This is a genomic window from Pseudoduganella sp. GW821-FHT12E03, assembly GCF_058807115.1.
In genome coordinates, this window is the sequence record NZ_JBXAQJ010000005.1 from 1 (window position 1) to 26263 (window position 26263).

24 protein-coding genes are annotated in these 26263 nt (G+C 62.8%); 7 read left to right on the plus strand and 17 right to left on the minus strand.

Going from position 1 to position 26263, the window contains the following annotated elements; translation table 11 throughout:
- On the minus strand, positions 1-554 hold a 554-nt coding region (locus AC1RRC_RS13530), incomplete at its 3' end, for a dTDP-glucose 4,6-dehydratase (protein ID WP_493056004.1).
- Between the two features lie 98 nt (positions 555-652).
- Between AC1RRC_RS13530 and AC1RRC_RS13535 the strand changes: the two genes are divergently transcribed.
- Positions 653-1510, plus strand: coding sequence for a symmetrical bis(5'-nucleosyl)-tetraphosphatase (locus tag AC1RRC_RS13535; protein ID WP_493056005.1), 858 nt, complete (start codon positions 653-655; stop codon positions 1508-1510).
- Between the two features lie 4 nt (positions 1511-1514).
- On the opposite strand, the gene AC1RRC_RS13540 is transcribed toward AC1RRC_RS13535, so the two are convergent.
- From AC1RRC_RS13540 to AC1RRC_RS13565, 6 genes are read right to left on the minus strand one after another with little or no spacing between them, the layout of a single operon-like run.
- Positions 1515-2258 carry a lysophospholipid acyltransferase family protein gene (locus AC1RRC_RS13540; RefSeq protein WP_493056006.1) on the minus strand — a complete coding sequence of 248 codons (744 nt, stop codon included), beginning with the start codon at positions 2256-2258 and terminating at the stop codon, positions 1515-1517.
- Positions 2259-2266: 8 nt separating this feature from the next.
- Complete coding sequence (locus tag AC1RRC_RS13545) at positions 2267-3589, minus strand: dihydroorotase (protein WP_493056007.1); 1323 nt, start codon at positions 3587-3589, stop codon at positions 2267-2269.
- Between the two features lie 3 nt (positions 3590-3592).
- On the minus strand, positions 3593-4558 hold the full coding sequence (locus tag AC1RRC_RS13550; RefSeq protein ID WP_493056008.1) for an aspartate carbamoyltransferase catalytic subunit: 966 nt from the start codon (positions 4556-4558) through the stop codon (positions 3593-3595).
- Positions 4551-5075, minus strand: a complete 525-nt coding sequence (gene pyrR, locus AC1RRC_RS13555) for a bifunctional pyr operon transcriptional regulator/uracil phosphoribosyltransferase PyrR (RefSeq protein WP_493056009.1) — start codon at positions 5073-5075, stop codon at positions 4551-4553. Before pyrR ends, AC1RRC_RS13550 begins: the two co-directional genes overlap by 8 nt.
- A gap of 19 nt (positions 5076-5094) precedes the next feature.
- Entirely contained in the window at positions 5095-5475 is a 381-nt protein-coding gene (gene ruvX, locus AC1RRC_RS13560) for a Holliday junction resolvase RuvX (RefSeq protein WP_493056504.1), read from the minus strand.
- Positions 5476-5492: 17 nt separating this feature from the next.
- Complete coding sequence (locus AC1RRC_RS13565) at positions 5493-6149, minus strand: YqgE/AlgH family protein (protein WP_493056010.1); 657 nt, start codon at positions 6147-6149, stop codon at positions 5493-5495.
- A 149-nt stretch (positions 6150-6298) separates the two neighbouring features.
- Between AC1RRC_RS13565 and AC1RRC_RS13570 the strand changes: the two genes are divergently transcribed.
- Entirely contained in the window at positions 6299-7804 is a 1506-nt protein-coding gene (locus tag AC1RRC_RS13570; protein ID WP_493056011.1) for a cryptochrome/photolyase family protein, read from the plus strand.
- A gap of 52 nt (positions 7805-7856) precedes the next feature.
- On the opposite strand, the gene AC1RRC_RS13575 is transcribed toward AC1RRC_RS13570, so the two are convergent.
- The 6 genes from AC1RRC_RS13575 to AC1RRC_RS13600 form a co-directional block, all read right to left on the minus strand.
- On the minus strand, positions 7857-14174 hold the full coding sequence (locus AC1RRC_RS13575; RefSeq protein WP_493056012.1) for a hybrid sensor histidine kinase/response regulator: 6318 nt from the start codon (positions 14172-14174) through the stop codon (positions 7857-7859).
- Between the two features lie 16 nt (positions 14175-14190).
- Positions 14191-16506 (minus strand): methyl-accepting chemotaxis protein, encoded by a 2316-nt coding sequence (locus tag AC1RRC_RS13580; RefSeq protein WP_493056013.1) that lies wholly within the window; start codon positions 16504-16506, stop codon positions 14191-14193.
- A 60-nt stretch (positions 16507-16566) separates the two neighbouring features.
- Positions 16567-17139, minus strand: coding sequence for a chemotaxis protein CheW (locus AC1RRC_RS13585; RefSeq protein WP_493056014.1), 573 nt, complete (start codon positions 17137-17139; stop codon positions 16567-16569).
- A gap of 3 nt (positions 17140-17142) precedes the next feature.
- Positions 17143-17511 (minus strand): response regulator, encoded by a 369-nt coding sequence (locus AC1RRC_RS13590; protein ID WP_493056015.1) that lies wholly within the window; start codon positions 17509-17511, stop codon positions 17143-17145.
- 20 nt (positions 17512-17531) lie between these two features.
- Entirely contained in the window at positions 17532-17933 is a 402-nt protein-coding gene (locus AC1RRC_RS13595; protein ID WP_493056016.1) for a response regulator, read from the minus strand.
- Positions 17934-18042: 109 nt separating this feature from the next.
- Complete coding sequence (locus tag AC1RRC_RS13600) at positions 18043-18195, minus strand: rubredoxin (RefSeq protein WP_154378443.1); 153 nt, start codon at positions 18193-18195, stop codon at positions 18043-18045.
- Positions 18196-18290: 95 nt separating this feature from the next.
- Between AC1RRC_RS13600 and thiD the strand changes: the two genes are divergently transcribed.
- From thiD to AC1RRC_RS13620, 4 genes are all read left to right on the plus strand, one after another.
- Positions 18291-19274 (plus strand): bifunctional hydroxymethylpyrimidine kinase/phosphomethylpyrimidine kinase, encoded by a 984-nt coding sequence (gene thiD, locus AC1RRC_RS13605; protein WP_493056017.1) that lies wholly within the window; start codon positions 18291-18293, stop codon positions 19272-19274.
- 33 nt (positions 19275-19307) lie between these two features.
- Positions 19308-20594: a glutamate-1-semialdehyde 2,1-aminomutase gene (gene hemL, locus AC1RRC_RS13610; RefSeq protein ID WP_493056018.1), complete on the plus strand. Its 1287-nt coding sequence runs from the start codon at positions 19308-19310 to the stop codon at positions 20592-20594.
- Between the two features lie 246 nt (positions 20595-20840).
- The gene (locus tag AC1RRC_RS13615) at positions 20841-21845 is read left to right on the plus strand and encodes a hypothetical protein (protein ID WP_493056019.1); all 1005 of its coding nucleotides are present in this window, start codon (positions 20841-20843) and stop codon (positions 21843-21845) included.
- Between the two features lie 28 nt (positions 21846-21873).
- Complete coding sequence (locus AC1RRC_RS13620; protein WP_493056020.1) at positions 21874-22377, plus strand: hypothetical protein; 504 nt, start codon at positions 21874-21876, stop codon at positions 22375-22377.
- Here AC1RRC_RS13620 and AC1RRC_RS13625 read toward each other — a convergent pair.
- Entirely contained in the window at positions 22374-22937 is a 564-nt protein-coding gene (locus AC1RRC_RS13625; RefSeq protein WP_493056021.1) for a cysteine hydrolase family protein, read from the minus strand. The two genes, AC1RRC_RS13620 and AC1RRC_RS13625, sit on opposite strands and share 4 nt — an antisense overlap.
- A gap of 93 nt (positions 22938-23030) precedes the next feature.
- On the opposite strand from AC1RRC_RS13625, the gene AC1RRC_RS13630 reads away from it, so the two are divergent.
- Complete coding sequence (locus AC1RRC_RS13630) at positions 23031-23945, plus strand: LysR family transcriptional regulator (RefSeq protein ID WP_493056022.1); 915 nt, start codon at positions 23031-23033, stop codon at positions 23943-23945.
- A gap of 93 nt (positions 23946-24038) precedes the next feature.
- On the opposite strand, the gene corA is transcribed toward AC1RRC_RS13630, so the two are convergent.
- The 3 genes from corA to mtgA all read right to left on the minus strand — a co-directional run bounded on the left by corA (position 24039) and on the right by mtgA (position 26261).
- Entirely contained in the window at positions 24039-25004 is a 966-nt protein-coding gene (corA, locus tag AC1RRC_RS13635; protein WP_493056023.1) for a magnesium/cobalt transporter CorA, read from the minus strand.
- A gap of 116 nt (positions 25005-25120) precedes the next feature.
- Complete coding sequence (locus AC1RRC_RS13640; protein ID WP_493056024.1) at positions 25121-25516, minus strand: DUF4124 domain-containing protein; 396 nt, start codon at positions 25514-25516, stop codon at positions 25121-25123.
- 25 nt (positions 25517-25541) lie between these two features.
- Entirely contained in the window at positions 25542-26261 is a 720-nt protein-coding gene (gene mtgA / locus AC1RRC_RS13645) for a monofunctional biosynthetic peptidoglycan transglycosylase (RefSeq protein WP_493056025.1), read from the minus strand.
- Positions 26262-26263: the final 2 nt, after the last annotated feature.

Sequence of the window (26263 nt, forward strand, 5' to 3'; positions counted from 1 at the left end):
CAATTCGTCGTCAGGGTCGGCAAGCCATAGGTGTGGTGATACGAGCGCACCAGGTGGTCCGAGGCGGCTTTCGAGGCCGAATACGGGCTGTTCGGCGCATACGGCGTGGTTTCGGAAAACGGTGCATCTTCCGGCCCCAGCGTGCCATACACTTCATCGGTGGACACGTGCAGGAAGCGAAAGGCGGCTTTTTCCGCCTCGGGCAGCGCGCTCCAGTAGGCGCGCGCCGCTTCCAGCAGGCTGAACGTGCCGTTGATATTGGTCTGGATGAATTCGCCGGGGCCGAGAATGGAACGGTCCACATGGCTTTCCGCGGCAAAGTGCACGATGGCGCGCGGCTTGTGTTGCTGCAACAGCGCCAGCACACCGGCCTGATCGCAGATATCGCCGCGCACGAAGATGTGACGGGCGTCGCCCTGCAGTGATTTCAGATTGTTCAGATTACCCGCATACGTCAGTTTGTCGTAATTTAAAACTGATTCGTCCGATTGCGCCAGCCAGTCGAGCACGAAATTCGAGCCGATAAAGCCGGCCCCGCCAGTCACAAATATCATTTAGCACCCTGTGTAGCATGTTGTCATGCTTATTATTCTATGTGATGGCCACGGCAAATCGGGGAAAATAGCGCGAGAAAAACCTTTAAATACTCACTATGACGCAGAAAACGTATGTCATTGGCGACCTGCAAGGCTGCCACGACCAGACCGTGGCGCTGGTCGAACGCATTTTGGCGCAGGAATCGACTGCGCCGTCGATCTTGTTTACCGGTGATTTGATCAACCGCGGTCCCGATTCGCTGGCCACCTTGCGCTATGTACATGCGCTGTCCCGTGACAGCGGCGGCCGTATCGACACGGTACTGGGCAACCACGATTTGCATTTGCTGGCCGTGGCCAACGGCATCCGCCCGGCCCACCCGTCCGATACGCTCAGCCATATCCTGGATGCGCCGGATGGCGCCGCGCTGCTGGACTGGCTGCGCACGCGCCCGATGGCAATCTTGCGCAACGGCCATTTACTGATACATGGCGGCGTGCTGCCGCAATGGGACGCGGCGCAAGTCATGGCACTGGCGGCCGAAGTCGAAACCGTGCTGCGCGGCCCCGGCTGGGTCGGTTTCCTGGCGCAAATGTATGGCAACCAGCCGGACCGCTGGGATGCCGGACTGGCCGACATGGCGCGCTTGCGCTGCGTGGTCAATGCCCTGACGCGGCTGCGCTTTTGCACGCAAGACGGCATCATGGATTTCAAGATGAAGGAGTCCGCCCAGGCGGATCCGGATTCCGGGCTAATGCCGTGGTTTGACGTGCCGGGACGCGGCACGGAAGACGTGACCGTGGTGTTCGGCCACTGGTCGGCGCTGGGCCTGCTGCTGCGGCCCAACCTGATTGCGCTCGATACGGGATGCGTGTGGGGCGGCTACCTGTCCGCCGTGTGCCTGGACGACCGCTCGCTGATCCAGCAGCAATGTCCCGAATACCGCGAGCATTCGGGCAAGAAAGCTTCGTAACGTCTCAGGCCGCGGCCGCGTTGCGCACGCCCAGCGCGCCGGCCACCGCATCATGCGCGGCCTGTGCCAGTTCCCGGCGGTGCGCCCCTGCGGCGGGCATCGCGGGCAGGCAGTGCAGGCGCGCCCGCACCGGTTTGCCGCCCAGGATCGCCACCACGCTTTGCGCAAACGTCATGTCGCCGATGAATTCGACCGACGGATGCAACTGCCCGGCATCGTTCACATAGCTGAGCGCAAATGGCTGCACCATCACTGCCGCATCGATGGCCGCTTCAAACAGGTTGGCGTGGAATGGCAGCAAGGTCCCTTGCGGCGCCGTGGTCCCTTCCGGGAAGAAGGCCACGCGCTCACCGGCCTGCAGGCTGTGCACCAGGCCCTTGAAGATATGACGCAGGTCGCGGCGGTTGCCACGCGCAATGAACACGGTGCCGGCCTTGTCGACCAGCCAGCCGGCCAGCGGCCAGGAACGGATCTCCGCCTTGGCCACGAAGCGGCAAGGGTACAGCGCATCGATGACAAAGATATCCAGCCACGACACATGGTTGGCGACGATCATCGCATGGACCAGCGGCTCGCTGCTGCCCGGCGCCATGTCAACGGTCACATTGCAGATCCTCAGCAACTGGCGCGACCAGCGCCGGATATGGCCATTGCGCGCCTCCGCGCCGATCCACGGAAAGATGACGGCGCACACCAGCATGCCATACAACATATGCACGACCAGGCGCGCCAGACGCAGATACAACATGGTGCCTCTTAACTCAGGTTGCCCGCATTGCGTGGGTTGCGCTCAAACGCCACATGGCCAGCCACGATGGTGGCCTGGACCTGGCCAGCCAGTTCGTAGCCGAGGAATGGCGTATGCTTGCCCTGCGAGGCCAGCGCCGCGCCTTCCACGGTCCAGCGCGCGCTGGGGTCGAAGATGCAGATGTCGGCCGGGCTGCCGATCGTCAGCCGGCCCGCATCCAGGCCGGCCACACGCGCCGCGTCATGGCTGATGCGCGACAGCGCCAGCGCCAGCGCATCGCCCTTGCCAGGCTGGGTGGCCGCGTAATCCTCGGCCCATTTCAAGGTCAGCGACAGCAGCAACTCCAGGCCGGTGGCGCCGGGCGACGCTTCCGCGAACGGCAACAGTTTTTCATCGTCGTCGACCGGCGTGTGGTCCGAGCACACGGCATCGACCGTGCCATCGAGCACGGCGGCGCGGATCGCGTCGCGGTCGCGCTGGCTGCGGAATGGCGGCGTCACGCGCGCATTCGGGTCAAAGAAACCGATGTCGGCGTCGGTCAGGTGGACGTGGTGCACGCCGACGTCGCACGTGACCGGCAAACCTTCCGCCTTGGCGGCACGGATCAGGTCCAGGGCGGCGGCCGACGAAATCCGGCACAGGTGCACGCGGGCGCCGGTCGAGCGGATCAGTTCAAAGATCGTATGCAGCGCAATGGTTTCCGCCATCACCGGCACGCCGGACAAACCCAGGCGCGATGCCAGCGGACCGCTGTGCGCGACACCGCCACGGCCGATGTAAAAGTCTTGCGGGCGCAGCCACACGGTGTAGCCGAAGGTTTTGGCGTATTGCAGCGCGCGCAGCAGCACATTGGTGTCTTCAATCGGCATTTCCGCCTGCGAAAAACCGACGCAACCCGACTCGGTGAGCTCCGCCATTTCCGTCAGCGCCTTGCCCTTCAGGCCCATGGTCAGCGCGCCGAGCGGGTGCACGTGCGCCTGGTTCAGGCGTTTGGCGCGGTGCTTCAGCATTTCCACCAGGCCCGGTTCATCGAGCACCGGATCGGTATCGGGCGGACAAACCAGCGACGTCACGCCGCCCTGCATTGCCGCCTGCATTTCCGAATCCAGGGTCGCCTTGTATTCATAGCCTGGCTCGCGCAAACGGGCGGACAAGTCCACCAGGCCGGGCGCCACCACCAGGCCGGCCGCGTCGATGGTGCGCGCCGCCGCAAAGCCGGCCGGCGCCGCGCCGAGGGCGGCGACTTTACCGTCCACGATAAACAAGTCCTGTACGGCGTCGATGCCGTTGGCCGGGTCGATCACGCGGCCGTTTTTAATGTGTAAGCTCATGCCTTAACCTTGATTCCCAGCCAGAATACTCATCACCGCCATGCGGACCGCGATACCGAACGTCACCTGCGGCAAGATCACCGCCTGCGGACCGTCGGCCACTGCCGAATCAATTTCCACGCCGCGGTTCATCGGCCCCGGGTGCATGACGATCGCATCCGGCTTGGCCAGCGCCAGGCGTTCCGGCGTCAGGCCATAGCTCTTGAAGTATTCCTGCACGGACGGCAGCAGCGCGCCGTTCATGCGTTCATTTTGCAAGCGCAGCATGATGATCACGTCCACGCCCTTCAAGCCTTCATTCATGTTGGTGAAGGTGCGCACGCCCATTTGCTCCAGGCCGCCCGGCAGCAGGGTGTGCGGGCCGATCGCGCGCACTTCCGGTACGCCCAGGGTGGTCAGCGCGTGGATGTCGGAACGGGCCACGCGGCTGTGCAAGATGTCGCCGACAATCGCCACCGTCAGGTTGGTGAAATCCTTCTTGTAGTGGCGGATGGTGTACATGTCCAGCAAGCCCTGGGTCGGGTGTGCGTGGCGGCCATCGCCCGCGTTCACCACGTGCACATGGTTTTGCTTCGTGTCGATCAAGTGCTTGGCGATCATGTACGGTGCGCCCGATTGCGCATGGCGCACCACGAACATGTCGGCATGCATGGCCGACAGGTTGTCGATGGTGTCGAGCAGCGATTCGCCCTTGCTGGTCGACGAAGCCTGCATGTTCAGGTTGATGACGTCGGCCGACAGGCGCTTCGAGGCAATCTCGAAGGTCGTGCGGGTGCGGGTCGAGTTCTCGAAGAACAGGTTGAACACGCTCTTGCCGCGCATCAGCGGCACTTTTTTGACTTCGCGGTCCGACACGCCGACAAAGGACGACGCGGTGTCCAGGATATGGTTGACGATCGATTTCGGCAGCCCTTCGATGGACAGCAAGTGCTGCAGTTCGCCGTTTTTGTTCAGTTGCGGATTAAGCATGGTTTTCTTCAATGGTGAGCGTGAATTGTCCGGCGTCGCCGCGCTGCAGGCGCAGCGCTTCGCATTGGTCCACCTGCACGGTGGCCGCCACGAAATCCGCCGCGACCGGCAACTGGCGCCCGCCCCGGTCCACCAGCGCGGCCAGCATGATGCGCGCCGGGCGGCCGTAGTCGAACAGCTCGTTGATGGCCGCGCGCGTGGTGCGGCCGGTATACAGCACATCGTCGACCAGCAGCACGGTGGCGCCGGCCACATCAAACGTGATGTGGGTCGGTTTGACTTCGGCGGGCAAGCCCTTCTTCGCGTAATCGTCGCGGTAGAACGACACGTCGAGCACGCCGCAGCGGTCCGTCATGCCAAGGTCATGGGCCAGGCGCTCGGCCAGCCAGGCGCCGCCGGAGTGGATGCCGACGATGCACGCATCGTGCGCGCCGGTGAGGCCGGTCCGGACTTGCTGCAGCAAATTCGCGTACAGCGCTTCCGCATCCAGGCCGGATGGTTTCATTGGATTGGACATGGTCGAATCTCGGTGGATATCAGATGGTTTCAAAATACTGTTGCAGGATGATGGCGGCCGCCTTGTCATCGATGATCTCGCCCCGTTTGGCGTGAATCACGGCCGACGAATAGCGCTCGTCCACCAGTTCCACCGGCAAATTGAAGCGGCCATGCAGCTGGTTGGCGAACTTGCGGCAGCGCGCCGTCATCTCATGCGGTGTGCCGTCAGGATGGCTGGGCAAGCCCACCACGAAGCGGGTCGGGCCCCATTTTTCAATCAGTGCGGCAATTTCAGCGAAACGCACATCATTGGCTTGCGCGGAAATGACCGCCAGCGGCGCCGCCTGGCGGATCAGCGTGTTGCCCATGGCAACGCCAATCCGCTTGAGGCCAAAGTCAAAGCCCAGGATGGTGTCGATCGTCACAGCCGGACCACTCACGCGTGCCCGGCTTCGGAGGCCAGCATCAGCGGGTCGAAGCCCAGCAGCTTCATGGCGGCCATATACCGTTCTTCCACCGGCACGTCGAACAGGATGCGGGTATCGGCGCCGACCGTCAGCCAGCCATTGCGACTGATTTCATCTTCCAGCTGGCCCGGGCTCCAGCCCGCGTAACCAATCGACACCAGCATGCGCGATGGCCCGGTGCCACGGGCAACCGCTTCCAGCACGTCGATCGAGGTGGTGAACGCCACTTCTTCGGTCACCGTCAGCGACGAGGAATAGCGCGCGCCCGGCGTGTGCAGCACGAAGCCACGGTCGTCCTGCACCGGGCCGCCAAACATGATGGGTTCATCGACCACGCTGCGCGGCACATCCGACGACAGTTCCAGGTCGACCCGTTCAAACAGCGTTTCCATCGTCATGTCGGTGGGCTTGTTGATGACCACGCCCAGCACACCGTTGTCATTGTGTTCGCACACATAGACGACGGTGCCGCCGAAGACCTGATCTTGCATCGATGGCATGGCAATCAGGAAATGGTTGGCCAGGTTTAGCGCAGGTCCCGGCGCGGCGGCAGGCGCCAGCGGATCAGCGGGGTCTTGCAGCAAGCCTGGCGTGGGCAGAGGATGGCCGGCTTTAGTTTTCTTCATACGCGTGCTCTCTCTGCAGTTCAGGGGAATTTGAATTGATGGACTTTAAGGTAATATCTCACGGCTTGTCGGAGCAGCCACACGTTCAGCGTGGCATGATTAGCTGACAGTTTACTATGAATTGCCGGAATTGCCGCTATAGCCACGTAATGCCTGCCACGCCGCCCCCTGATAATCCCCGCTTTCATGCCCCGTCCAGCAGTGCGCTGGTCTGGTTCCGCCGCGATTTGCGCAGCTTTGACCACGCCGCCCTGCACCATGCGCTGCGCCAGTGCGAAACCGTGTTTTGCGTTTTCATTTATGACAAGGAAATCCTCGACACCTTGCCGCGCGCGGACCGCCGCGTGGAATTCATTCATGCCTGCATAGCGGAACTGGCGGCGGAATTACAACACATGGGCGGCGGACTGATCGTGCGCCACGGGGCCGCCCGCGAGGCGATTCCCCGGCTGGCGGCCGAACTGCGGGTGGACGCGGTGTTCGCCAACCATGATTACGAACCGCAAGCCATGGCTCGTGATGACGCCGTGGCAACCGCGCTGGCGGCCGCTGGCCGCTCCCTGTCCACCTTCAAGGACCAGGTGGTCTTTGAAAAAAGCGAGGTGCTGTCACAGTCCGGCACGCCGTTTTCCGTGTTCACGCCCTACAAGAATGCGTGGCTGAAACGCCTGCAGGCGGATCCGGCCAGCGTGGCGCCATGGCCGGTCGAGCCGTACGCGCACAAGCTGGCGCCGCTGCCCGGCGGTTCACCGTCATCGCCGCCGACACTGGAACAGCTGGGGTTTGAGCCCACCAACCTGGCGCAACTGGCGATCCCGGCCGGCATGCGGGGCGGCGCGCAACTGTTCGAGGACTTCCTGGAGCGCATTGCCGAATATGGCGTGGCGCGCGATTATCCGGCCATCAAGGGGCCGTCGTATTTGTCGCTGCACCTGCGCTTCGGCACCGTATCGGTGCGCCACCTGGTGCGCACGGTTGCGGAACTGTCGGCGCGCGGCCAGGCTGGCGAAGGCGGCGCCGTGTGGCTGTCGGAGCTGATCTGGCGCGAGTTTTACATGATGATCCTGTTCCACCATCCACACGTGGTGCACGCCGCGTTCAAGCCCGCTTATGACGCGATCGCATGGGAGAGCGGGCCGCTGGCCGATGACCTGTTTGCGGCCTGGTGCGAAGGCCGCACCGGCTATCCGCTGGTGGACGCGGCGATGGCGCAACTGAACCGCACCGGCTATATGCACAACCGCCTGCGCATGGTGACGGCGTGCTTTCTCATCAAGGACCTGGGGATCGACTGGCGGCGCGGTGAAGCGTATTTTGCCCGGCACCTGAATGACTTCGACCTCGCGGCCAACAATGGTGGCTGGCAGTGGGCTTCATCGTCCGGCTGCGATGCGCAGCCCTACTTCCGCATTTTCAACCCTGTGACCCAGTCGGAGAAATTCGACCCGGAAGGCAAATTCATCAAGCGCTACCTGCCGCAACTGGCGGCGCTCGATCCCCGCGAAATCCATGCGCCGTGGCAGACGCCGCGCATGGTGCTCGAAGCCAAAGGAGTCACCTTGGGCCACAATTATCCGCAGCCGCTGGTGATGCATGACGAGGCGCGCAAGCGCACGCTGCAGCGCTATGCCGTCGTGAAGACTCAACATCCGTAGGGCGGTTTTCGCCGGAGGCGAAAGCCGCCATGCATGCACCGCCAACGGTGCTTCATGCGGCCTGCTGGGCCAATAAACTTTCTATCGCCCCCAGCAACACCGGTTCCTGGAACGGCTTGCCGAAATACGCATTCACGCCCAGCTGCATCGCATAGTTGCGGTGCTTGTCGGCACTGCGCGACGTGATCATGATGATCGGGATTTCCCGTGTACGTTCATCGGCGCGGACGTTGCGGGTCAAATCAAAGCCATCCATGCGGGGCATTTCAATATCGACCAGCATCATGTCCGGCAATCCGTCGCGCAACTGTTCCAGCGCATCGATACCATCCTTGGCCAGCACCACCTGATAGCCTTCCCGTTCCAGCAAGCGCTGCGTGACTTTACGCACGGTCAGCGAGTCGTCCACCACCATGATGATGCGCCCCGTGGCAGCGGCCACCTGCAAGCCGCCCGCTGCCGCTTCAACGCGCAATTCGGGGTGCTCAGCCAGGTGGCGCGCCAGCGCCAGCGGATTGAGGATCAGCACGATTTCACCGGAACCCAGCACCGTGGCGCCCGCAATGCCAGCCATGCGCGCCAGTTGCGGTCCAATATTTTTAATCACCACTTCACGGTTACCCAGCACTTCATCCACTTGCAGCGCCAGGCGTTCATCACCCGCTTTCAGCAACAGCACCGGCGAAGACCGCTGCGCGGCCGGCTGCGCCTGCGCATCGCCCAGCATGGTGGGCAGGTAGTGCAGCGGCGCACGCACATCCTGCAATGCCACGTGTCCGTTGCCACGCGCATCCGCCAGCGCGCTGTCCTTCATCTGCAACACCTGCTCCACCAGCGTCGACGGTATGGCAAATGGCCGGCCGCCGGCACGCACCAGCACCACCTGGGTGACAGCCAGGGTCAGTGGCAAACGGATCGTGAAACACGCGCCCTTGCCCCGCTCACTGGCGGTATCGACACGCCCGCCCAGCAATTGCGCCTCCGAACGCACCACGTCCATGCCGACGCCGCGCCCGGCCTGTTCCGTCAGCGTTTCCGCTGTGGAGAAACCCGGTTCGAAAATCAGGCCGGCCGCTTCCGTATCGGTGATGGCTTCCCCGTCGTTCAGCAAGCCCACGCTGCGCGCCTTGGCCCGGATCCGCTCCAGGTCCAGCCCGGCGCCATCATCGGAAAACGCCAGCACCACTTCATTGCCCTGCTGGCTCACCTGGATCAGCAATTCCCCGGTTTCATCCTTGCCGGCCGCCTGGCGCTCCGCGCGCGGCTCCACCCCGTGCACAATGGCGTTGCGCAGCAAATGTTCAAACGGCGCCGCCATCCGCTCCAGCACACCACGGTCGATTTCCACCGCACCGCCCCGGATATCGAGATTGACGCGCTTGTCGGTTTCCTTGGCCGCCAGGCGCGCCACCCGGAACAGGCGCTCGGAAATACTGGCAAACGGCACCATCCGCACGCGCATCAAATCCCGCTGCAGTTCACGCGTCATGCGCGCCTGCTGCGTCAGATCGGTGCTGGCGGTATCGACACTGCGTAACAGGCTTTCATGGAAAGACGCCACGTCGTTGACGCTTTCCGCCATCATGCGCGTCAATTCCTGCAAGCGCGTAAAACGGTCGAATTCCAGCGGGTCAAATTCGCGGTCGCTGGAAATCGACATGCGCGACGCGATCTGCGACTCCGCCTGCATTTCCACTTCGCGCAACTGGCGGCGCAGGCGCGCCAGGTTATCGGAGAAATCATTCAGCGACGTCCGCAGCGAATCCACTTCATTTTCCAGCCGCGAGCGCAGGATCGACACTTCACCGGCCTGGTTGACGAGGCGGTCCAGGATATCGGCCCGCACGCGCACCAGTTGCGTGCGCGATGCGCCGTCGTCGTCCTGGGTGGCGGCAGCCGGCGCGTTGGCCGGTGCGGCCGCAGGCCCATGCGCCGGCGCCGCGGCTTCGGCCGTCACCGGTTGCGCCACTGCGGCGGCGGGCGCCGGTTGCGGATGTTGCAGCTGCTCGAACAGCACCAGCGCATGGTCGTAATGCGTCAGCAGCTCTTCAAACGCATGGGGCGTCGCGCTGTTGGCGTGCACCATGTTTTCAATATGCGTTTCAATTTCATGCGCATGCTGGCCCAGGCGCATGGCGCCGGCCATGCGCGCGCTGCCCTTGACCGTATGCAGCACGCGCTGCAGCATGTGGGCGTGGCTGAAATCGGCGGGATTGCGCTGCCAGGCGCGCAAGGACTGCCCAATTTGCGGCAACAGGTCGGCGCCTTCTTCCAGGAATACTGGCAGCAAATCCGGATCGATTTCGTCGGTATAGCTGCCAGGCGGCGCCACCGCCAGTTCGGCCGGGGCGTCCGGCAGCGACAGCACTTGCACATCAGGCGAGACGTCGTGCGGCAAGGCCGCCAGCACCTCCGGCAGGGGCGCGAATTCCGGCGTGAATTCCGACGCTGATTCCGGCGCCGGCACATGCCCGGCGCTCAGCACCGCCAGTTCCGGCACCTCCGGTTCCAGCTCCGCCAATGCCTGCAATTGTTCGTCCAGCGCGGGCAGGGATGCAACAGGTTCGGCCTCCGCAGACGCCGGTTCATCCTCGGGTGCCTCGGCCGGCACATCCGTCAGATCGCCCAGTCCATCCATCGGCTCGATCACTGGCGCGATTGCCGGCTCGATTAGTGGCTCGATTAGCGGTTCGATTAGCGGCTCAATGGCCGGCTCAATGACCGGCTCATCGGCCAACGCGAATTCCGCAGCCAGTTGCGGCGCCGGTGGCGTACCATCCCGCACTACCTCTTCATGCAATACCTCGCCCGGCAGTACCGGCTCCGGATCACCGTCACCGGCCATTGGCGCCGGCAACTCCGGCGCGGACGCGAGCCATTCCTCCTGCGCTTCCGGCGCGGGAGCAGGCGCGGCAACATGCGACAGCGGCGCGGCAAAGGCATCGTCGAACGCGGAGTCAAACAAGTCGTCGATATCATCATTGACGGGCGACGCCGCCTTCGGTTCCGGCGCCCGCGTCAGCACGGGTTCGCGGTTGATGAAGTCCGACTCGGGCGGCGGATTGCCGGACAAATCGTTGTAGGCCGCCACAAACAGGGCGTCGAGCTGCTTGGCCAGGGCGGCATCGCCGCCGCCAGCCATGCCGGCATCCGTGGCTTCCCCGGTGGTGGCGCCGGCAGCGGCTGTAGCATCAGCAGCAGCGTCCGCCGTCGCATCGGCAAACACCGCCGCCATATGCGCATCGAACGCGCCGTCCGGTGCTTGCAGCCGTGCCAGCTCATCGCGCATGCGCAGCAGGGCCTGGATCAGTTCCGGCTGATCCGGCGCCACGTCCCCCTGGGCAAAGCCCAGCAGCATCTGGTGGATGCGTTCCACCGTAAAATCAAGCAAATCGTGCTGGGTCGGGTCGAGTTGCGGCGCCGGCGCATGCAAGCCTTCCAGCGTGGTTTCCAGGGCATGGGCCAGGTCGCGCAGCGCCGTGAAACCCACGGTCGCCGAGGTGCCGGCCAGGGTATGGGCCGCCTGCAGCGCTTCAGCGCTGACCGGGCGGCGTGCTTCATGGCGCCATTCACCGAAGTCGCGCGCCAGCACACGCGCCAGTTCATCGGTCTCGGCCAGGTAAATGTTATACAGCGGCAGCGGGATCGTCAGTGCTCCCACATGCTTGACGTCGTCGTCTTCCGGCGGCAGCAGCGGCGCCACATTGGGATGAAACTCAATCACGTCCGCACTAGGCGCAAGCGGCGCCGCCAGCGGGAAGGCAATCACCTGTCCCAGCTCATGTCCGTGTTCATGTTCGTGTTCGTGTTCGCCGCCGCCATCGCGCTCCACGGCAGGCGGCGTGAAGTCCACGATCTGCGCGCCGGCTTCCACCTGTTGCTCCTCCGGCGGCGCATCCATGGCGTCTTCGGCGAGGCCGGCCGCCACGTCCACCGTGTCGGCCAGGCTCTCCACCGTACCACCGGCGACATCGCCTCCCGCCTGCGGCGCGGCATCGCCCGCTTCGCCCGCATCTTGCGCTGGCTGCGCTGCTTGCACTTCTTGCGCTTCCGGCGCTTCATGCGCTTCATGCGTTACCGGCGCGCCAGGCGCCGCCGGCGCATCCTGCGCGGCCACGGCGTCCACCGCGTCCGCCATCGCAAACGGCCCGCCCTCCTGCACGCGCGCAGCCGCCGCCGCCAGCGCATCGGCATTGCGCGGCGAGACGCCATCGGCGACCAGCTCATCGACCCACGCCGTCAAATCCCGCGCGGCGCGCTCCAGCAAGCCAAACAGGGCTTCCGTAGCGGAACGCTCTTCGGCCAGCCACGTATTCATGGCGCGTTCGATGGCCGCCGCCGCGTCGGCGAACTGGTTCAGCCCCACCATGCGGCCACTGCCCTTGAGCGTGTGGAACGAGCGGCGCAGCATCGTCAAATGGTCCAGCGATCCGGCCTCCGAACGCGGCTTGGCCAGGGTGACGTTGACGAACACCAACACTTCCTGCGCTTCCGCGATGAAGATATCGAGCAATTCCTCTTCGATGGCGGCATCGCTCGGCACCGCGGCCGCCACTTGCGGCGCGGGGGTCGGGGGCGACGTGGGCGACGCGACTTCCTCATCGAGCACCGGCACCGGTGCGCTGGCGGCAATTTTCTTGAACGGTACGGCGCGGAAGGCGCCCTGCGCCGTATCAAACGCATAGCGCTCCTTGGCGCCGGAGGGATTTTGCGCCAGCATGTCGACAAAGAAGCCCAGCGCGCCGACATTTTGCGCGATCTCATCCAACTGGCGTGGTTCCTGCGCCGGATCGCCCTGTGCGACAGCCAGCCGGGCGATTTCCTTGCGCACATGCTCGGTGGCGAATACCGCGTCTTCCTGGTCCAGGATGGCCAGCGCGCCATGCAGCTGGTGCAGCACGCTGTCCAAGCCGCGCAAGGCCGGCCGCAGCGACGGGTCGCCGTAATAATCGTCCAGCACCTTTTCCACCTGGCGCAGGCCGGTCTTCATTTCCGCCGCCAGCGCCGCCACCGTGTCGTCCTGCTGCAATTGATGGGCAAGGCCGATCTGCCATTGCGCGGGCAACGGGGCGCCATTGCCATCGCCGGCCAGCAGCGCCTGCAGGCGCGCGCCGATGGTATCGGCGTGCGCCGGGAACGTGTCGGGCAGGTGGCGGATATGTTCCAGTCCATGCTCGGCAAACAGCAGCGCCGTCGTCATTTCCAGCGACAGCGCTTCGCTGCGCCCGACCGCCACCGCCGCATTGGCCACTTGCGCCAGCTGGCGCATCAGGGTGGCCAGCGCGGCCGCGCCCAGCTTGTCGCAAGCCACCGCCACCACGGCCAGCGCCTGGCCGAAAGCCGCATCGAGCTGCGGGTCGATCACGGCGTCCTGCAAGCGCTGCCACGCGGTCTTGGCTGCCGCCATGGCTTCCTTCGCACGCGCCAGCGCTTCGGCATCGATGCGGCCATAGCGCTTTGCTTCCACATCGGCCGGCACCGTGCCTTCAACCCCGAACACGCTGCACAAATGGTGCGCCAGCGGCGACACCTGATCGTGATCCGCCCCAGCAATGAAGAACAGCGCTTCGCGCAGCATGGTGTCCGGCAGCGCCGCCTCCCCCTGCGCCATCCGGCGCATTTGCAGGTTGATCAGGCCAAACAGCTGTTTGACGTAACGGCCATGATCAAGCTGGCCGGCGGCAGCCAGTTCAGCAAACGCTTGCTGCGCCAGCCAGAAGGTGCGCGCCTTCGGTTCGCCTTGCGCCTCGGCCACTTGCGCCACCGCGTCGCGCAGCGCGCCCGCCTGCGCGGTTTGCCCATCGCGTTCGGTCGCTTTCATGTACGGCAGCAGCGCGCGCTCGAAGCGCTGGCGGTACGCCGTGTAATCGGGCGCGGCCGCCGGCGCGGCGGCCGGCATGCGCGCCAGCGCGGACAGGTCGGGGAAGAACAGGTCGGCCGGGTGGATCCGTTCGGCCCCCAGCATTTCCTGCACCGCGCGGTAATACGGGAACAGGCGCACCGGCTGGAATGGCGCACCAGCCAGCAACTCTTCCAGGAACTCGATCACCGCCTGGTACAGGTTGGCGACCGTGCGCGCATTGTCCGCGTTGCACTTGAGCGCGCCGGACTTGAAGCGATCCAGCGCTTCCTCTGCCACCTGCGTCATCAGGGTCACGCCATCGACATCGACAATTTGCAGCGCGCCGTGCGCCTGGTGCAGGTGCGAGCGCGCATGCTGCAGCGCGGTCGACTGGTCATCGTGTTCCCGTCCGCCCGCCTCGAACAGGGCGGTACGGGAGCGCCCCAGCGCTTCGCGGATTTCCGCCATCACCCACGACAGGGGGCCGGTATCGAACTGCGGCGCGCTGGAAGTTTCGAGCTTGGTCATTGCTTGTTCCATGTGTTCAGGATGCCGTGATGCGGAAGCGCGACACCGAGTTTTTCAGTTCCTGCGCCAGCACCGACAGCTTGTGAATCGACTGCGCGGTCTGCTGGGTGCCGTTTTGCGTTTGCTGCGTGACGGACAAAATGTGGCGGATGTTTTGTGCCACACCGGTGGCCGACGTGGCCTGGGTGCCGGTGGCGTACGAGATGCCCTGGATCAGTTCCGCCAACCGGTTCGACACATTCGAAATATCGGACAGCGCGGCGCCGGCCGCGTCGGACAGGCGCGCCCCTTCGACCACACCCTGGGTGGATTTTTCCATCGCCGCCACCGCGTCATGGGTATCGGCCTGAATCGTGCGCACCAGTGCGCCGATCTGCTTGGCCGCTTCGGCGGAGCGTTCCGCCAGTCGCTGCACCTCTTCCGCCACCACCGAGAAACCACGCCCCGCTTCGCCCGCCGCCGCGGCCTGGATGGCCGCATTCAGCGCCAGCACATTGGTCTGTTCGGTAATGTCGGAAATCAGTTCCGTGATTTCGCCAATCTCTTGTGACGATTCACCCAGGCGCTTGATGCGCTTGGACGTTTCCTGGATTTGTTCGCGGATTTCATGCATGCCCTTGATGGAATTTTCCACCGCAGTGGCGCCCTGCTCCGCCGCCGCCACCGACTGGCGCGCCACGTCGGCCGACTCGGAGGCCGAGCGCGACACATCGGTAATTTCATTGGCCATTTTCACCACGGTGGCGCTGGCGTCCTGGATTTCACGCGATTGCTGCTGCGACGCCAGCAGCAGGTCGCTGGAAATGCCGTGCGCCTGCGCCGACGCCAGCCGCACCTGTTCGGCCGTGGTGGTCACGCGTCCCACCAGGCCGCGCAACTCTTCCACCGTATAGTTGACCGAATCGGCAATCGCGCCCGTGATGTCTTCCGAGACGGTGGCCTGCACCGTCAGGTCGCCGTCCGCCACTTCCTGCAATTCATTCATCAGGCGCAAAATCGCGGCCTGGTTCTGGTCGTTCATGGCCTTCGCTTCTTCTTCCTTGCGCTGCGCCTGGATCTGCATGGCTTCCGCTTCCTGGCGCCGGCGTTCCGCGCTGCGGGTACGGTTTTGCGAATCCTGCAGCAGCACGCGGCCAATCGCCGCGGCAGTCATCAGGGTCAGCATGCCGCCCGCCACCATCAGCCAGAACGTCACGTTCAGCGCATCCTGCTGCGAGCGGTATGTCGCCAGCAAACCACCCAGCAGGCCGCGCAATTCTTCATTACCGGCAAAGATGGTGCGTTCGGCGGTCTTGGCCGTGCTGAACTTGTCGAGGCGGTCGAGGATCGACGCCACCAGTTTCTGGTATTCCTCGAACTGGCTTTTCAATGTCGTGACGCGCTCGCGCAATTCGCTGTCGCGGATGGCCGGCACCTGCTCGCTGCCATTGAGGAACGCATCTAGCGTGGTGCGGAAGACGGTGGTGTCGCGCCCCAGCTGGAACGCGGTTTCCGAGGAAATGCCACCGGCCGTGATGTATTCGCTGGCGCTGCGGCTCATGCGCTGCGTCAGCATGGCCAGCTTGCCCAGCGCCGCCACTTCGCGCGGCGCCGCGCCACGCTGCAAGCGCTGCGCCTGCAAATCCTCCACCATCGCCAACAGTTGCGGCGACAGGCGGTCCAGCTGCTTCAGGGTTTTATCCATGCCGCGCAATTCGGCGGCCAGCGACAGGATCGCGCCGGCCGCCTGGTCCGATGCCTGCCATTTGCGGCGAGCGGCCGCCACGGCCTTGCCCTGCTCCGCATAGGGCGGCGGAATGCTGGCGCCCTGGAACTCGCCGCCCTCCATCATCAGGCTGAAATCGCGGTTCAATTCCCTGCGGCTTTCCTCCAGCTGGCGGAACGCTTCTTCATTGCCCTGCACCGCGTTGGGCGCGGCCTTGCCGATCCGCTGCGAATGCATCAGCGCATCACTGGCGATTTGCGTTTGCGCGGAACGGATATTGTTGCTGCGGATATTAAAACCCACGGCGGCGACACTGAGCAGCATGGCCAGCGCCAGCACGGTGGACAGGATGCTGAGCTGGCGCTGCGCCGGCAAATCGCCGATCAGCGGCAGGCGGATGCCGGGTCCGGCGTCCGCGCCCGGTCCCTTGCCCTGGCGGCGCAGCGCATCGCGCAAGCGCAGCGGCGCGGCGCCCTCGTCCGGTCCAGCGGCATCGGTGGTGGCTGGCGCTGGCGCCGCCGGGGCGGCGGAGGGAGCGTAGCTGGCAAACTCGGAATCCGGCGCAGCGGACGGCGCCGGCGCTTCTGCCTGCGGTGAACGCGACAACAGCTTGGTGAACAATCCCATTACGTCCTCGTCTTATCCTCGATTGCAATGTTTGCCATAGCGCGGCCAGGCGGCGCAAGCCTATCGGCCGACCTGCAAAAAGCGTTCATCGTGCACCAGCAGCGCCAGGTCCAGCCGCGTCCAGCGCTGTCCGTCCTGGTCGGTGTAGCACTGCGCGCACCACGGCGACACGGCAGGATCAACGGCATCCGCCTGCATCGCGTCCACGTTGCGCAAGCCCAGCACGCGCGACGCCAGCAGCGCGCCATTCAAGCGCAGTGCTGGCGCAAACGTGACAATACGGCAGTCGCCGGTCCGCGCCACCGCGGCTTCACCGCAATAGCGCGCCAGGTCCACCACGCCCGTCAGGTTGCCACGGATATTGGCCAGGCCCAGATACCAGTCATGTGCCAGCGGCACCGGCGTGACCGGTTGCAGCGGCACGATTTCCGACACTTGCGTCAAGTCGAGCAGGCAGCGCAGATCGCCCAGCTGTATGCCCAGCTGGCGGCCGGACGCCAGCGCGCCGCTTTGGGCGGCATGCATACGCTCCAGCAGTTGCGCCTGATAACGGCGCAGCCGGTTGCGCCGGTCGGCGCCTTTTGCTTCGGCCGGCGCGGCCACGGAAGTGGAATCGCTGAGCGCGCTGCTCATCGGTCAGCCGCCGAGCGCGGCTATCTTGGCCAGCAACTCGGCCGCATCGACCGGCTTGACCAGGTAATCCTTGGCGCCCTGGCGGATGCCCCAGATGCGGTCGGTTTCCTGGTTCTTGCTGGAGCAGATAATCACCGGCACATCCTGCAAGTCCGGGTCGCGCGCTATCGAGCGGGTGACCTGGAAGCCGTTTGCGCCGGGCATCACGACATCCATCAGGATCAGTTCAGGCTTGTCCGTCTTGATGCGCTCGAGCGCCTGTTCGCCGTTTTCGGCCGTGGTGACGGTAAATCCGTTTTTGACCAGGATATCGGTCAAGTAGTAACGCTCGGTCGGGGAGTCGTCGACTATGAGGATGCGTTGTATGGCCATGTTCCCCTCGCTAGGTTCAATCAGGCGCCAGCCGGGCCCGCGGTATGCTCACGCACGGCGGCCAGCAGGCTGTCCTTGGTAAATGGTTTGGTCAGATAGGCGGCAGAGCCGACCATGGCGCCGCGTGCGCGGTCAAACAGGCCGTCCTTGGAAGACAGCATCAGCACCGGCGTCGTATGGAATTTGGCGCTCTTCTTGATCAGTGCGCAGGTCTGGTAGCCGTCCAGGCGCGGCATCAGGATGTCGCAAAAAATCAGGTCGGGGTGATGGTCGTTGATCTTGGCCAGCGCATCAAAACCATCTTCCGCCAGCACCACCTGGTAGCCGGCCTGGCCCAGGAATATCTCGGCCGACCGCCGAATGGTGCTGCTGTCGTCGATCACCATGATCTTCAAACCTGTCGCTTGCGGCGTCATTGTCATATTCGCTCACCGGTATACGTATCGACACGATAGCATAGGGCGCCACGATTTGGCACGGCAGTGTTGCTGCGCAAACAATGCCGGCGTAGGCAATGACGTCGCAATGACGTCAGATCGCCACCATTTCGAAGTCGTCCTTGCGGGCGCCGCACTCCGGGCAACTCCAGTTGATCGGCACGTCGGCCCAGCGCGTACCGGGCGCGATCCCTTCTTCCGGCAAACCGGCTTCTTCATCGTAGATCCAGCCGCAAATCAGGCACATCCATGTCTGTAATGCCTGCGTCGATTCATTGCTACTCACGTTGTCCCACCTTCTATCAAGTAAAATGCCGAATCAGGTATCTTAATCTACCCGCCGTGCAAAACCAAACTTCTCCCCTGCTCCTGACATTCGGCGCCATCGACCCCGTTGGCGCCACCGGTGTGACAGCCGACCTGGCCGTGTTTTCAGCCCTCGGCTGCAATGGCCTGGCGGTGACCACCGCGTTGCTGATCGGCGACAGCGCCGGCGTGGAGGATATGCAGGAAGTCGATCCGGACTGGGTGGCGGACCAGGCCCGCGTCTTGCTGGAAGATGCCGCCGTGGCGGCGTTCAAGATCGGCGCGCTGCACGACCTGGAACAGGCATCGGCCATCGCGGAAATTGTGTCCGACTATCCGGATGCCGCGCTGGTGCTCGATCCCTTTGGTTCGCGCCTGCCCGATATCGGCGACGATGTGGAGGAAATGCTGACCATTGTGCGCCAGTTGCTGGTGCCGCAGGCGTCCGTGCTGGTGCTGTCGCGCGATGAACTGGCGCGGCTGGCGGAAACCTGGCAGGAAGGCGACCGTGAAGGTGATGACGGCGCCGAGGACGAGGACGACGAGGATGCCGGCGACGAAGACAATGGCGAACCGGACGACGAGGCGGAGGACGGTCGCCCCGCCCCTCGCGCCGCCCCTGCCGGCCGCGTCCCGCAACCGCCCGGCGGCGAGATCGCCGCCGAGGAAGAGGAAGCGGCCGACCCGGTGGAAGCCGATGCCCGCCACCTGATCCGCCTTGGCTGCGAATTCGTGCTGGTCACCGGCACCATCGGCGAAGGCGACGGCGGCCGCGCCAACACTTTATATAGTGCGGAGGGCGTGGTGCGCCATGATTGCTGGCGCCACCTGCCCGGCCCGTTCATCGGCGCCGGCGGCACGCTGTCGGCAGCGATCGCCGCCTTCCTCGCCCAAGGCGCCGACACTCCGCAGGCAGTGCGGCTGGCCCAGGATTACACCGATGGCGCACTGGCGCATGCCCAGCGCTATGGCATGGGCAAGCTGGTGCCGAATCGCACCTATCGCATGCACACCATATAATTTTTTCAAAAGAAACAACACAAGAGACTGACTATGACTGAATCCAGGAACGATACCCTGTTTGCGCGCGCACAGAAAACCACGCCGGGCGGCGTGAATTCGCCGGTGCGCGCTTTCCGTTCGGTGGGCGGCACGCCGCGTTTTATTACGCGCGCCGAAGGTCCATATTTCTGGGATGCCGACGGCAAGCGCTATATTGATTACATTGGTTCGTGGGGCCCGGCCATTGTCGGCCACGCCCATCCGGAAGTCGTGAAAGCCGTACAGGAAGCCGCCACCCGCGGTTTATCGTTTGGTGCGCCAACCGAAGCTGAAATCGATATGGCGGAAGAAATCTGCCGCCTGGTGCCATCGATTGAACAAGTGCGCCTGGTTTCTTCCGGCACCGAAGCGACGATGAGCGCATTGCGCCTGGCGCGTGGCGCCACCGGCCGCGATAAAATCGTGAAATTCGAAGGCTGCTATCACGGCCATGCGGATTCCTTATTAGTCAAAGCCGGCAGCGGCTTATTAACGTTTGGTAATCCAACGTCGGCCGGTGTTCCGGAAGACTTCGTCAAACATACGCTGGTCCTCGATTACAACAATATTGCGCAAATTGAAGAAGCCTTTGCGAATATGGGCAATGAAATTGCCTGCGTGATTGTGGAACCCGTTGCCGGCAATATGAATTTGATTAAAGCCACGCCGGAATTCCTGCAAGCCCTGCGCCGTTTGTGCACGCAATATGGCGCGGTATTGATTTTCGATGAAGTCATGTGTGGTTTCCGTGTCGGCTTGAAAGGCGCGCAGGAATTGTATGGCATCCAAGCCGATTTAACCGCGCTGGGAAAAGTCATTGGCGGCGGTTTGCCGGTGGCGGCCTTTGGCGGCCGCGCCGATTTGATGGCGAAAATGGCGCCACTGGGCGCCGTATATCAAGCCGGCACCTTGTCGGGTAATCCCGTGGCCGTAGCGGCGGGCATGACGACCTTGAAACTGATCCAGCAGCCAGGTTTTTATGAGCAGCTGGCGGCATCGGCGAAACGCCTGGTGGAAGGTTTAACGGCAGCGGCCAGGGAAGCCGGCGTGACATTCTGCGCGGATGCCGAAGGCGGCATGTTCGGCCTGTATTTCAGCGCCACCCCGCCTAATAACTATGCGGAAATGATGGCGGGTGACCGTGCGAAATTCAATACCTTCTTCCATAAGATGCTCGATGAAGGCGTTTATTTTGCACCGGCTGCGTTTGAAGCCGGCTTCGTTTCGATCCAGCACGATGACGCGGTGATTGACGCGACCATCGAAGCGGCTCGCAAGGTATTTGCCACGCTCGATTGATCGTTTAAAGTATGCGGTCCCCGGCGTCAATGCCCGGTATCTGCGACAAGTAAAAGCCGGGTTTTACCCGGCTTTTTTATTACTCGTCCTTCCCAAAAATAATTCCAAAGAGCAATGTCATGCCCTCAAAACGGCGGTTTTTTGCCCTTTTTATGCCAGATATTAGCGTGATCACGCTAGAAACCGGCATTTAATCCGTACCGTGCAACCGGCCGCCACCCATGTTATGATTTCCGCAACTCAACGATGGAGATGGCAATGCAACGGTATTGGAATCGCGACACATGGTTTATCGGCAGCATCCTGTTCTTGGCGGCCAGCTATACCGTGGCATTCCGCCGGGTTGATATGCCGGACTGGACTTTGCTGATCGATTTTTCATTGTCCTTGCCGCTGCTGCACTACTTCCTGTTCCGTCCCACATTCAAACAATGGCTGTTCCGCTGGGCACAATTAACGGGCTTGGGCATCTTGCTTGGCCGCTTTATTATTCCGGAATCGGCACGCGTGATTTGGCCCTGGCTGGAAATGGCGCGCAATGCCACGCTGGGCCTGATAATTCCCCTGGAATTGGGCGCCATTGCCTTGATTGCTTACGGCGTTTGGAAGTTAATGCAACTGGGCGGCGATATCGACACCGCACTGCAGGCCGGTATTGAAAATAAACTGGGCAAAACGATTTCCACCCGAATGGCGTCTTGGGAGGCGCGTATCTGGCTGTACGCTTTATTCAAACCAAAAAACCCGCGCTATACCGGCGACCAACATTTCAGCTATGCGAAACAACATGGCAATGCATCGAACCAGCTGGGCTTTATTCTTGCCATCCTGATTGAAATGCCGCTGGCGCATTTGCTGCTGCATTTCATGTGGTCGCCAAAAGCTGCATGGATCGCCAGCGTCCTGTCGGCATGGGGATTAATTTACCTGGTGGCGGAATATCGCGCAACCTTGATGCGTCCCGTGTCCATCGACCATGAAAAACTCTATATCCGTTGTGGCGTATTGGCGGCCGATGCGATCATTCCATGGCATCAAATCAAAGCCGTTGAAAAAATCACCGCGCCGGTGCGGCGGCAACCGGGTGTGCGGCTTTATAAACAATTGGGCGAATTCAATGTGGCGATCCATTTGCAGCCCAACGTCATGCTGCCGGATTCATTCGGCCGGGAACAACCGGTGGCAACAATCTGCCTGGCCCTGGATGAACCCGATGACTTTATCCATAGGGCAAGTGTGAAAGTTGGATAGAATTTAACAGTGTTGAAACGGATACACTATGCGGATGTTACTGATTGCCGAAAAACGCTCGAGCAGCGATAAATACGATGTCCTCCGTTTCATACGCAATAACGGCAGCACCAGCGGTGCGCAAATGCCGCGCCAGGGTATCTTGCCGCACGACTTAATTCATTTCATCGTGGAGTCCGCGCTGCCACTGCGCCATGGCTTTTTAAGCCAAGTGGCGCGCGGCGCCGACGCGGAATATGTGGTGCAGCAAGTGCACGGCTATGACCAGGCCAGGGTCGATGAAGAAGCGGCGCAAGTGGAAGCCATCGTGGAAGGCTTGCAAACCCAGCTGTGGGCCGGCGGCTTCGACCATGACACGTTTATCGCCGCGGCCGACGCCGCGTGCGCGGCGCGCGGCAAGCGCGCCTACGATTTAACCGGTGTCGATGTCCGCGCCAGCCTGTATGAACGGGCGCTGGCCCTGTTCCACCAGTGGCAGGACACACCATTCCACAAGTCGCTGTCGCTGGACTTCAATCCGCGCCCGGTTTAAGCCAGCCGCGCCAGCACGGCAGCAGTCTCCACCACTTCCGCGAATTCGCGATGCAAGCTGGCCAGCGCCGTGTCATGCATCAGTTCGGCCGGGTAATGGCGGCCATCCGGCCCGGTACGCTCAAACGTGGCGGTCGCGTCGGACACGATCAGCGCGGTAAACCCCAGGTTGCCGGCCATGCGTGTCGTGGTCGAGACGCAATGATCCGTCGTGATGCCACAAATCACCACCGTGGTGGCGCCCTGCACCCGCAGCCGCTGCTCGAGGCCGGTACCGATGAATGCACTGTTAACGTCCTTGTAAACGATCGTCTCGCCGGGCGCCGGCGCCGCTTCCGGCTTGACGCAAAAGCCCGGCGCATCCGGATGGAACAGGCTGTCCGGGCGGCGCGAACGGTGGTGCACATGGATCAGCGGGCGCCGCGATGCCCGCCATGCGGCCAGCAAGTCCGCGATGCGTAGTTCCGCATCGGGATTATTGCGCCGCCCCCAGGCGGGATCATTAAAGGCTTGCTGGACATCGATCAGGATCAAGACGGCATCTTGCGGCAATGTATTCATATCATGCTCCTCAAAACACCATTGTTCCCTGCCGGCCGCCGCCGTCCCAACTGAAATGCCGTATAGTTGGCGCACCATACATGAAGGATTTCGATGACCAAGGCGAAATTAAACCAACTGGAAATGCTGGCGGCCGTTGCTGACCATGGCAGTTTTGGCGCCGCAGCCGCCGCCCTCGATTGCACGCAATCGCGCATCAGCCACGGCATCGGCGAATTGGAAGCGGCGCTGGGATTCCGCGTGCTGGAACGGTCCCGCACGGGTTGCACGCCAACCGAAGCCGGCCAGCGCGTACTGGCCGCCGCCCGCCAGATCCTGCAATTGGCCGCCACCCTGCCCGGCCTGGGCACGAACAGCACACTGTTGACCGGCCGGCTGCGGTTGGCCAGCTTTCGCAGTGTGAGCACTCACTTATTACCACCAGTGCTGGCGGCGCTGGCGCTCGACCATCCTGGCATCCGCATCGATGTCGACGACAGTTTCAAAGAGCGCGACGCGCTGGCACAGGCGCTGCGCGAGGGCCGCGCCGACGTCGCCATCGCGCAATTGCCGGTGGGGAGCGGCCTGGCCACGCGGCCATATGTGGCGGATGACTATGTGCTGGTGGCGCCGTTGTCGCTGGCGCTGCCCGCCCCGTTTGACTGGTCCCGGCTCGACGGCGTGCCCTACCTGCAGCTCGATTGCGCCGGCGCCCGCGACATGGCCGCCCGTTGCCGCGATGCCGGATTTACCGCCCGGCCCGAGCGCACCCTGGCGACCGACAGCGCGATTGCCGCCTTGATTGCCCGCGGCCTCGGCTATTCATTCCTGCCGCGCCTGGCCATCCACCCGCTGCCCGATGGCGTGCAAGTATTGCCACTGCCCGTGGCCGCGCGGCGCCAGTTCGTCATTGCAGCCTTGCCGGAAATGGCACGGCAACCGGCCTGCGCGATGGTGATGCGCTACCTGGCCCAGGTGCGCCTGCAACAAGACAGCACCGCACACCGCGCCGGATTATTGGCCACGTAACGCACGCATACACGCACGCACGCACGCGACATTCTGCTCGACATTATGGGGCCTGGCCCCAAAAGCACTATCGTTCGCCACGGAGGCGATAGCTTATTTCAGCCAGCCGCGGTGGCGGAAGTACAGGAAGGGGGCGATTGCGCTGGTGACCATCAGGCCCCAGGCCCACGGATAACCGGCGGCCCAGTGCAACTCCGGCATAAAGTCGAAGTTCATGCCATACACGCTGGCGATCAAGGTCGGCGGCAGGAAGGCCACGCTGGCCACGGAGAAGATCTTGATGATCTTATTCTGGTTAATGTTAATGAAGCCGACCGTGGCGTCCATCAGGAAGTTGATCTTGTCGAACAGGAACGAGGTGTGGCCATCGAGCGATTCAATGTCGCGCAAAATCTGCCGTGCTTCTTCGAACTGCTCGGAATTGAGCAAGCGGCCCCGCATCAGGAAGCTGACGGCGCGGCGCGTATCCATCATGTTGCGGCGGATCCGGCCATTCAAATCTTCCTCGTGCGCGATCGCGCTCAGCGCATCGGCCGCGTCCTTGTCGGTGAATTCCTTTTGCAGCACGCGGAACGACACTTCTTCCAGGTTTTTATAGATGCCTTCCAGCGAATCGGCCGAATATTCCGCATCGGTGGCGTACAGATCCAGCAGCACGTCCATGTAATCGGCAATCGAGCCGGGACGCGAACGGGCGCGCATGCGCACCAGGCGGAACACCGGTAAATCGTCCGTATGGACGGAGAACAGCATCTTTTTCGCGAGGATAAACGCCACCGTCACCACGCGCGACGGGCCATCGTCTTCTTCCAGCAGGAAGTCGGTGCGCAAGTGCAGGTCGCCGTTTTCCGCTTCGTAATAACGGGCCGAGGCTTCAATATCCTTGACTTCGTCTTCGCCCGGCAAAATCACGCCGTAAATGGCCTTGACCCAGTTGCGCTCATCGTCGTTCGGGTCAGTCAGGTCCACCCAGACCGGTTCGACTTTTTCGAGATCTTCGCGGGTCTCGATCGGAACCTGGTTGAGCCGGCCATTTTGTAAAACGAAGACATTGATCATAGGCACTCTCAGGCAGGGATCAGACGCGGAAGCGCAAAAAATGAAACAGCGCAAGTGTACTCGGAAAGCCCTTTTTCCGGCCACCCTTATGCGTTTATTTTTCAGATGTTTAGCCGCTATTGCGTGGCTTTTTCAATCATCTTTTCCCGCATGGATTCCGGCCCGGAAACCGCCGGATCCGGCTTCGGCGCCTTCGGTGCTTCAATCCCCCGGGTTTCCTGGACGACAACCTTTTTCGTGGTGGGATTGGCCGGCAGGCATTCCGTATCCGAAAATACGGTCTTGCCGTCGATCACGCAGCGACGCAGTGCGGCCACCGCCGGCTGCGCGGCCTTGGTCCCCTGCTGCACCACGGCATCGGCGCCGGTTTTCTTCAGCAATTTGTCCGCGCCCTCGGCGAACAAATTGCGTTCCTTTTTCATGGAAAACAGGGCGGCCATCACGATGGCGGCCAGGCCTGCCATGATCAAGGCCACGGCAATGAGGCTGATACCACGCTGGCGTTTCAACATCGCGCGCCTCCTGAAGTGAGATGCCCTATGGTAACTCAGCCGACCCCATTCGTTTGAGAATCGTCGCGGTACGGCGCGCCAGGTAATTGCTGTCCCGGTGCGAGTCGTAATAGCGGGGATTCGGCAACATCACGGCCAGTTTCGCGGCCTGCGCGGCGCCCAGGCCGGACGCGCTGACACCATAGTAATGGCGCGCGGCGGCTTCCGCGCCAAAGATGCCTTTACCGAACTCCACCACGTTCAAGTAAATCTCGAAAATGCGTTCCTTGTCCATCAGCGCTTCCAGCATATAGGTGATGATCAATTCCTGGCCTTTGCGCAAATAGCTACGCGATCCCGACAGGAACAGGTTTTTTGCCAGCTGTTGCGTGATGGTGGAGCCGCCGGACACGACCTTTTTCTTTTTCGTGTTCTTTTCGTAGGCTTTTTGCAGCGCGTCCCAGTCCACGCCTTCATGGTCGGAAAAGTTCGCATCTTCCGACGCGATCACGGCCCGTTTCAAGTTGCCGGAAATGCGGTTATAGGGCACCCATTGCTGGCGGATGTTGGCTTTCGGGTTCTTTTCCTTCAGCACCGCCTGCTGTTCCCGCATGAACGCCGTCATGGTCGGGTTATGGTCCACCCACCACCAGATCTGCACCAGGAAATACAGTTGCACGCCGAAAAACAGCAAGGTCGGGATAATAAACAGCCATTTCAGCCAGCGTTTCCAGCCACCCGCCGCCCCTTTGCCTGATTTCGCCATGG

Excerpts from the sequence above, each read along its gene's own strand:
- AC1RRC_RS13535 (WP_493056005.1), top strand. The coding sequence starts at position 653 with ATGACGCAGAAAACGTATGTCATTGGCGACCTGCAAGGCTGCCACGAC.
- AC1RRC_RS13540 (WP_493056006.1), bottom strand. The coding sequence starts at position 2,258 with ATGTTGTATCTGCGTCTGGCGCGCCTGGTCGTGCATATGTTGTATGGC.
- AC1RRC_RS13545 (WP_493056007.1), bottom strand. The coding sequence starts at position 3,589 with ATGAGCTTACACATTAAAAACGGCCGCGTGATCGACCCGGCCAACGGC.
- AC1RRC_RS13550 (WP_493056008.1), bottom strand. The coding sequence starts at position 4,558 with ATGCTTAATCCGCAACTGAACAAAAACGGCGAACTGCAGCACTTGCTG.
- pyrR (WP_493056009.1), bottom strand. The coding sequence starts at position 5,075 with ATGTCCAATCCAATGAAACCATCCGGCCTGGATGCGGAAGCGCTGTAC.
- AC1RRC_RS13565 (WP_493056010.1), bottom strand. The coding sequence starts at position 6,149 with ATGAAGAAAACTAAAGCCGGCCATCCTCTGCCCACGCCAGGCTTGCTG.
- AC1RRC_RS13570 (WP_493056011.1), top strand. The coding sequence starts at position 6,299 with ATGCCTGCCACGCCGCCCCCTGATAATCCCCGCTTTCATGCCCCGTCC.
- AC1RRC_RS13575 (WP_493056012.1), bottom strand. The coding sequence starts at position 14,174 with ATGACCAAGCTCGAAACTTCCAGCGCGCCGCAGTTCGATACCGGCCCC.
- AC1RRC_RS13580 (WP_493056013.1), bottom strand. The coding sequence starts at position 16,506 with ATGGGATTGTTCACCAAGCTGTTGTCGCGTTCACCGCAGGCAGAAGCG.
- AC1RRC_RS13585 (WP_493056014.1), bottom strand. The coding sequence starts at position 17,139 with ATGAGCAGCGCGCTCAGCGATTCCACTTCCGTGGCCGCGCCGGCCGAA.
- AC1RRC_RS13590 (WP_493056015.1), bottom strand. The coding sequence starts at position 17,511 with ATGGCCATACAACGCATCCTCATAGTCGACGACTCCCCGACCGAGCGT.
- AC1RRC_RS13595 (WP_493056016.1), bottom strand. The coding sequence starts at position 17,933 with ATGACAATGACGCCGCAAGCGACAGGTTTGAAGATCATGGTGATCGAC.
- AC1RRC_RS13600 (WP_154378443.1), bottom strand. The coding sequence starts at position 18,195 with ATGTGCCTGATTTGCGGCTGGATCTACGATGAAGAAGCCGGTTTGCCG.
- hemL (WP_493056018.1), top strand. The coding sequence starts at position 19,308 with ATGACTGAATCCAGGAACGATACCCTGTTTGCGCGCGCACAGAAAACC.
- AC1RRC_RS13615 (WP_493056019.1), top strand. The coding sequence starts at position 20,841 with ATGGAGATGGCAATGCAACGGTATTGGAATCGCGACACATGGTTTATC.
- AC1RRC_RS13620 (WP_493056020.1), top strand. The coding sequence starts at position 21,874 with ATGCGGATGTTACTGATTGCCGAAAAACGCTCGAGCAGCGATAAATAC.
- AC1RRC_RS13625 (WP_493056021.1), bottom strand. The coding sequence starts at position 22,937 with ATGAATACATTGCCGCAAGATGCCGTCTTGATCCTGATCGATGTCCAG.
- AC1RRC_RS13630 (WP_493056022.1), top strand. The coding sequence starts at position 23,031 with ATGACCAAGGCGAAATTAAACCAACTGGAAATGCTGGCGGCCGTTGCT.
- corA (WP_493056023.1), bottom strand. The coding sequence starts at position 25,004 with ATGATCAATGTCTTCGTTTTACAAAATGGCCGGCTCAACCAGGTTCCG.
- AC1RRC_RS13640 (WP_493056024.1), bottom strand. The coding sequence starts at position 25,516 with ATGTTGAAACGCCAGCGTGGTATCAGCCTCATTGCCGTGGCCTTGATC.
- mtgA (WP_493056025.1), bottom strand. The coding sequence starts at position 26,261 with ATGGCGAAATCAGGCAAAGGGGCGGCGGGTGGCTGGAAACGCTGGCTG.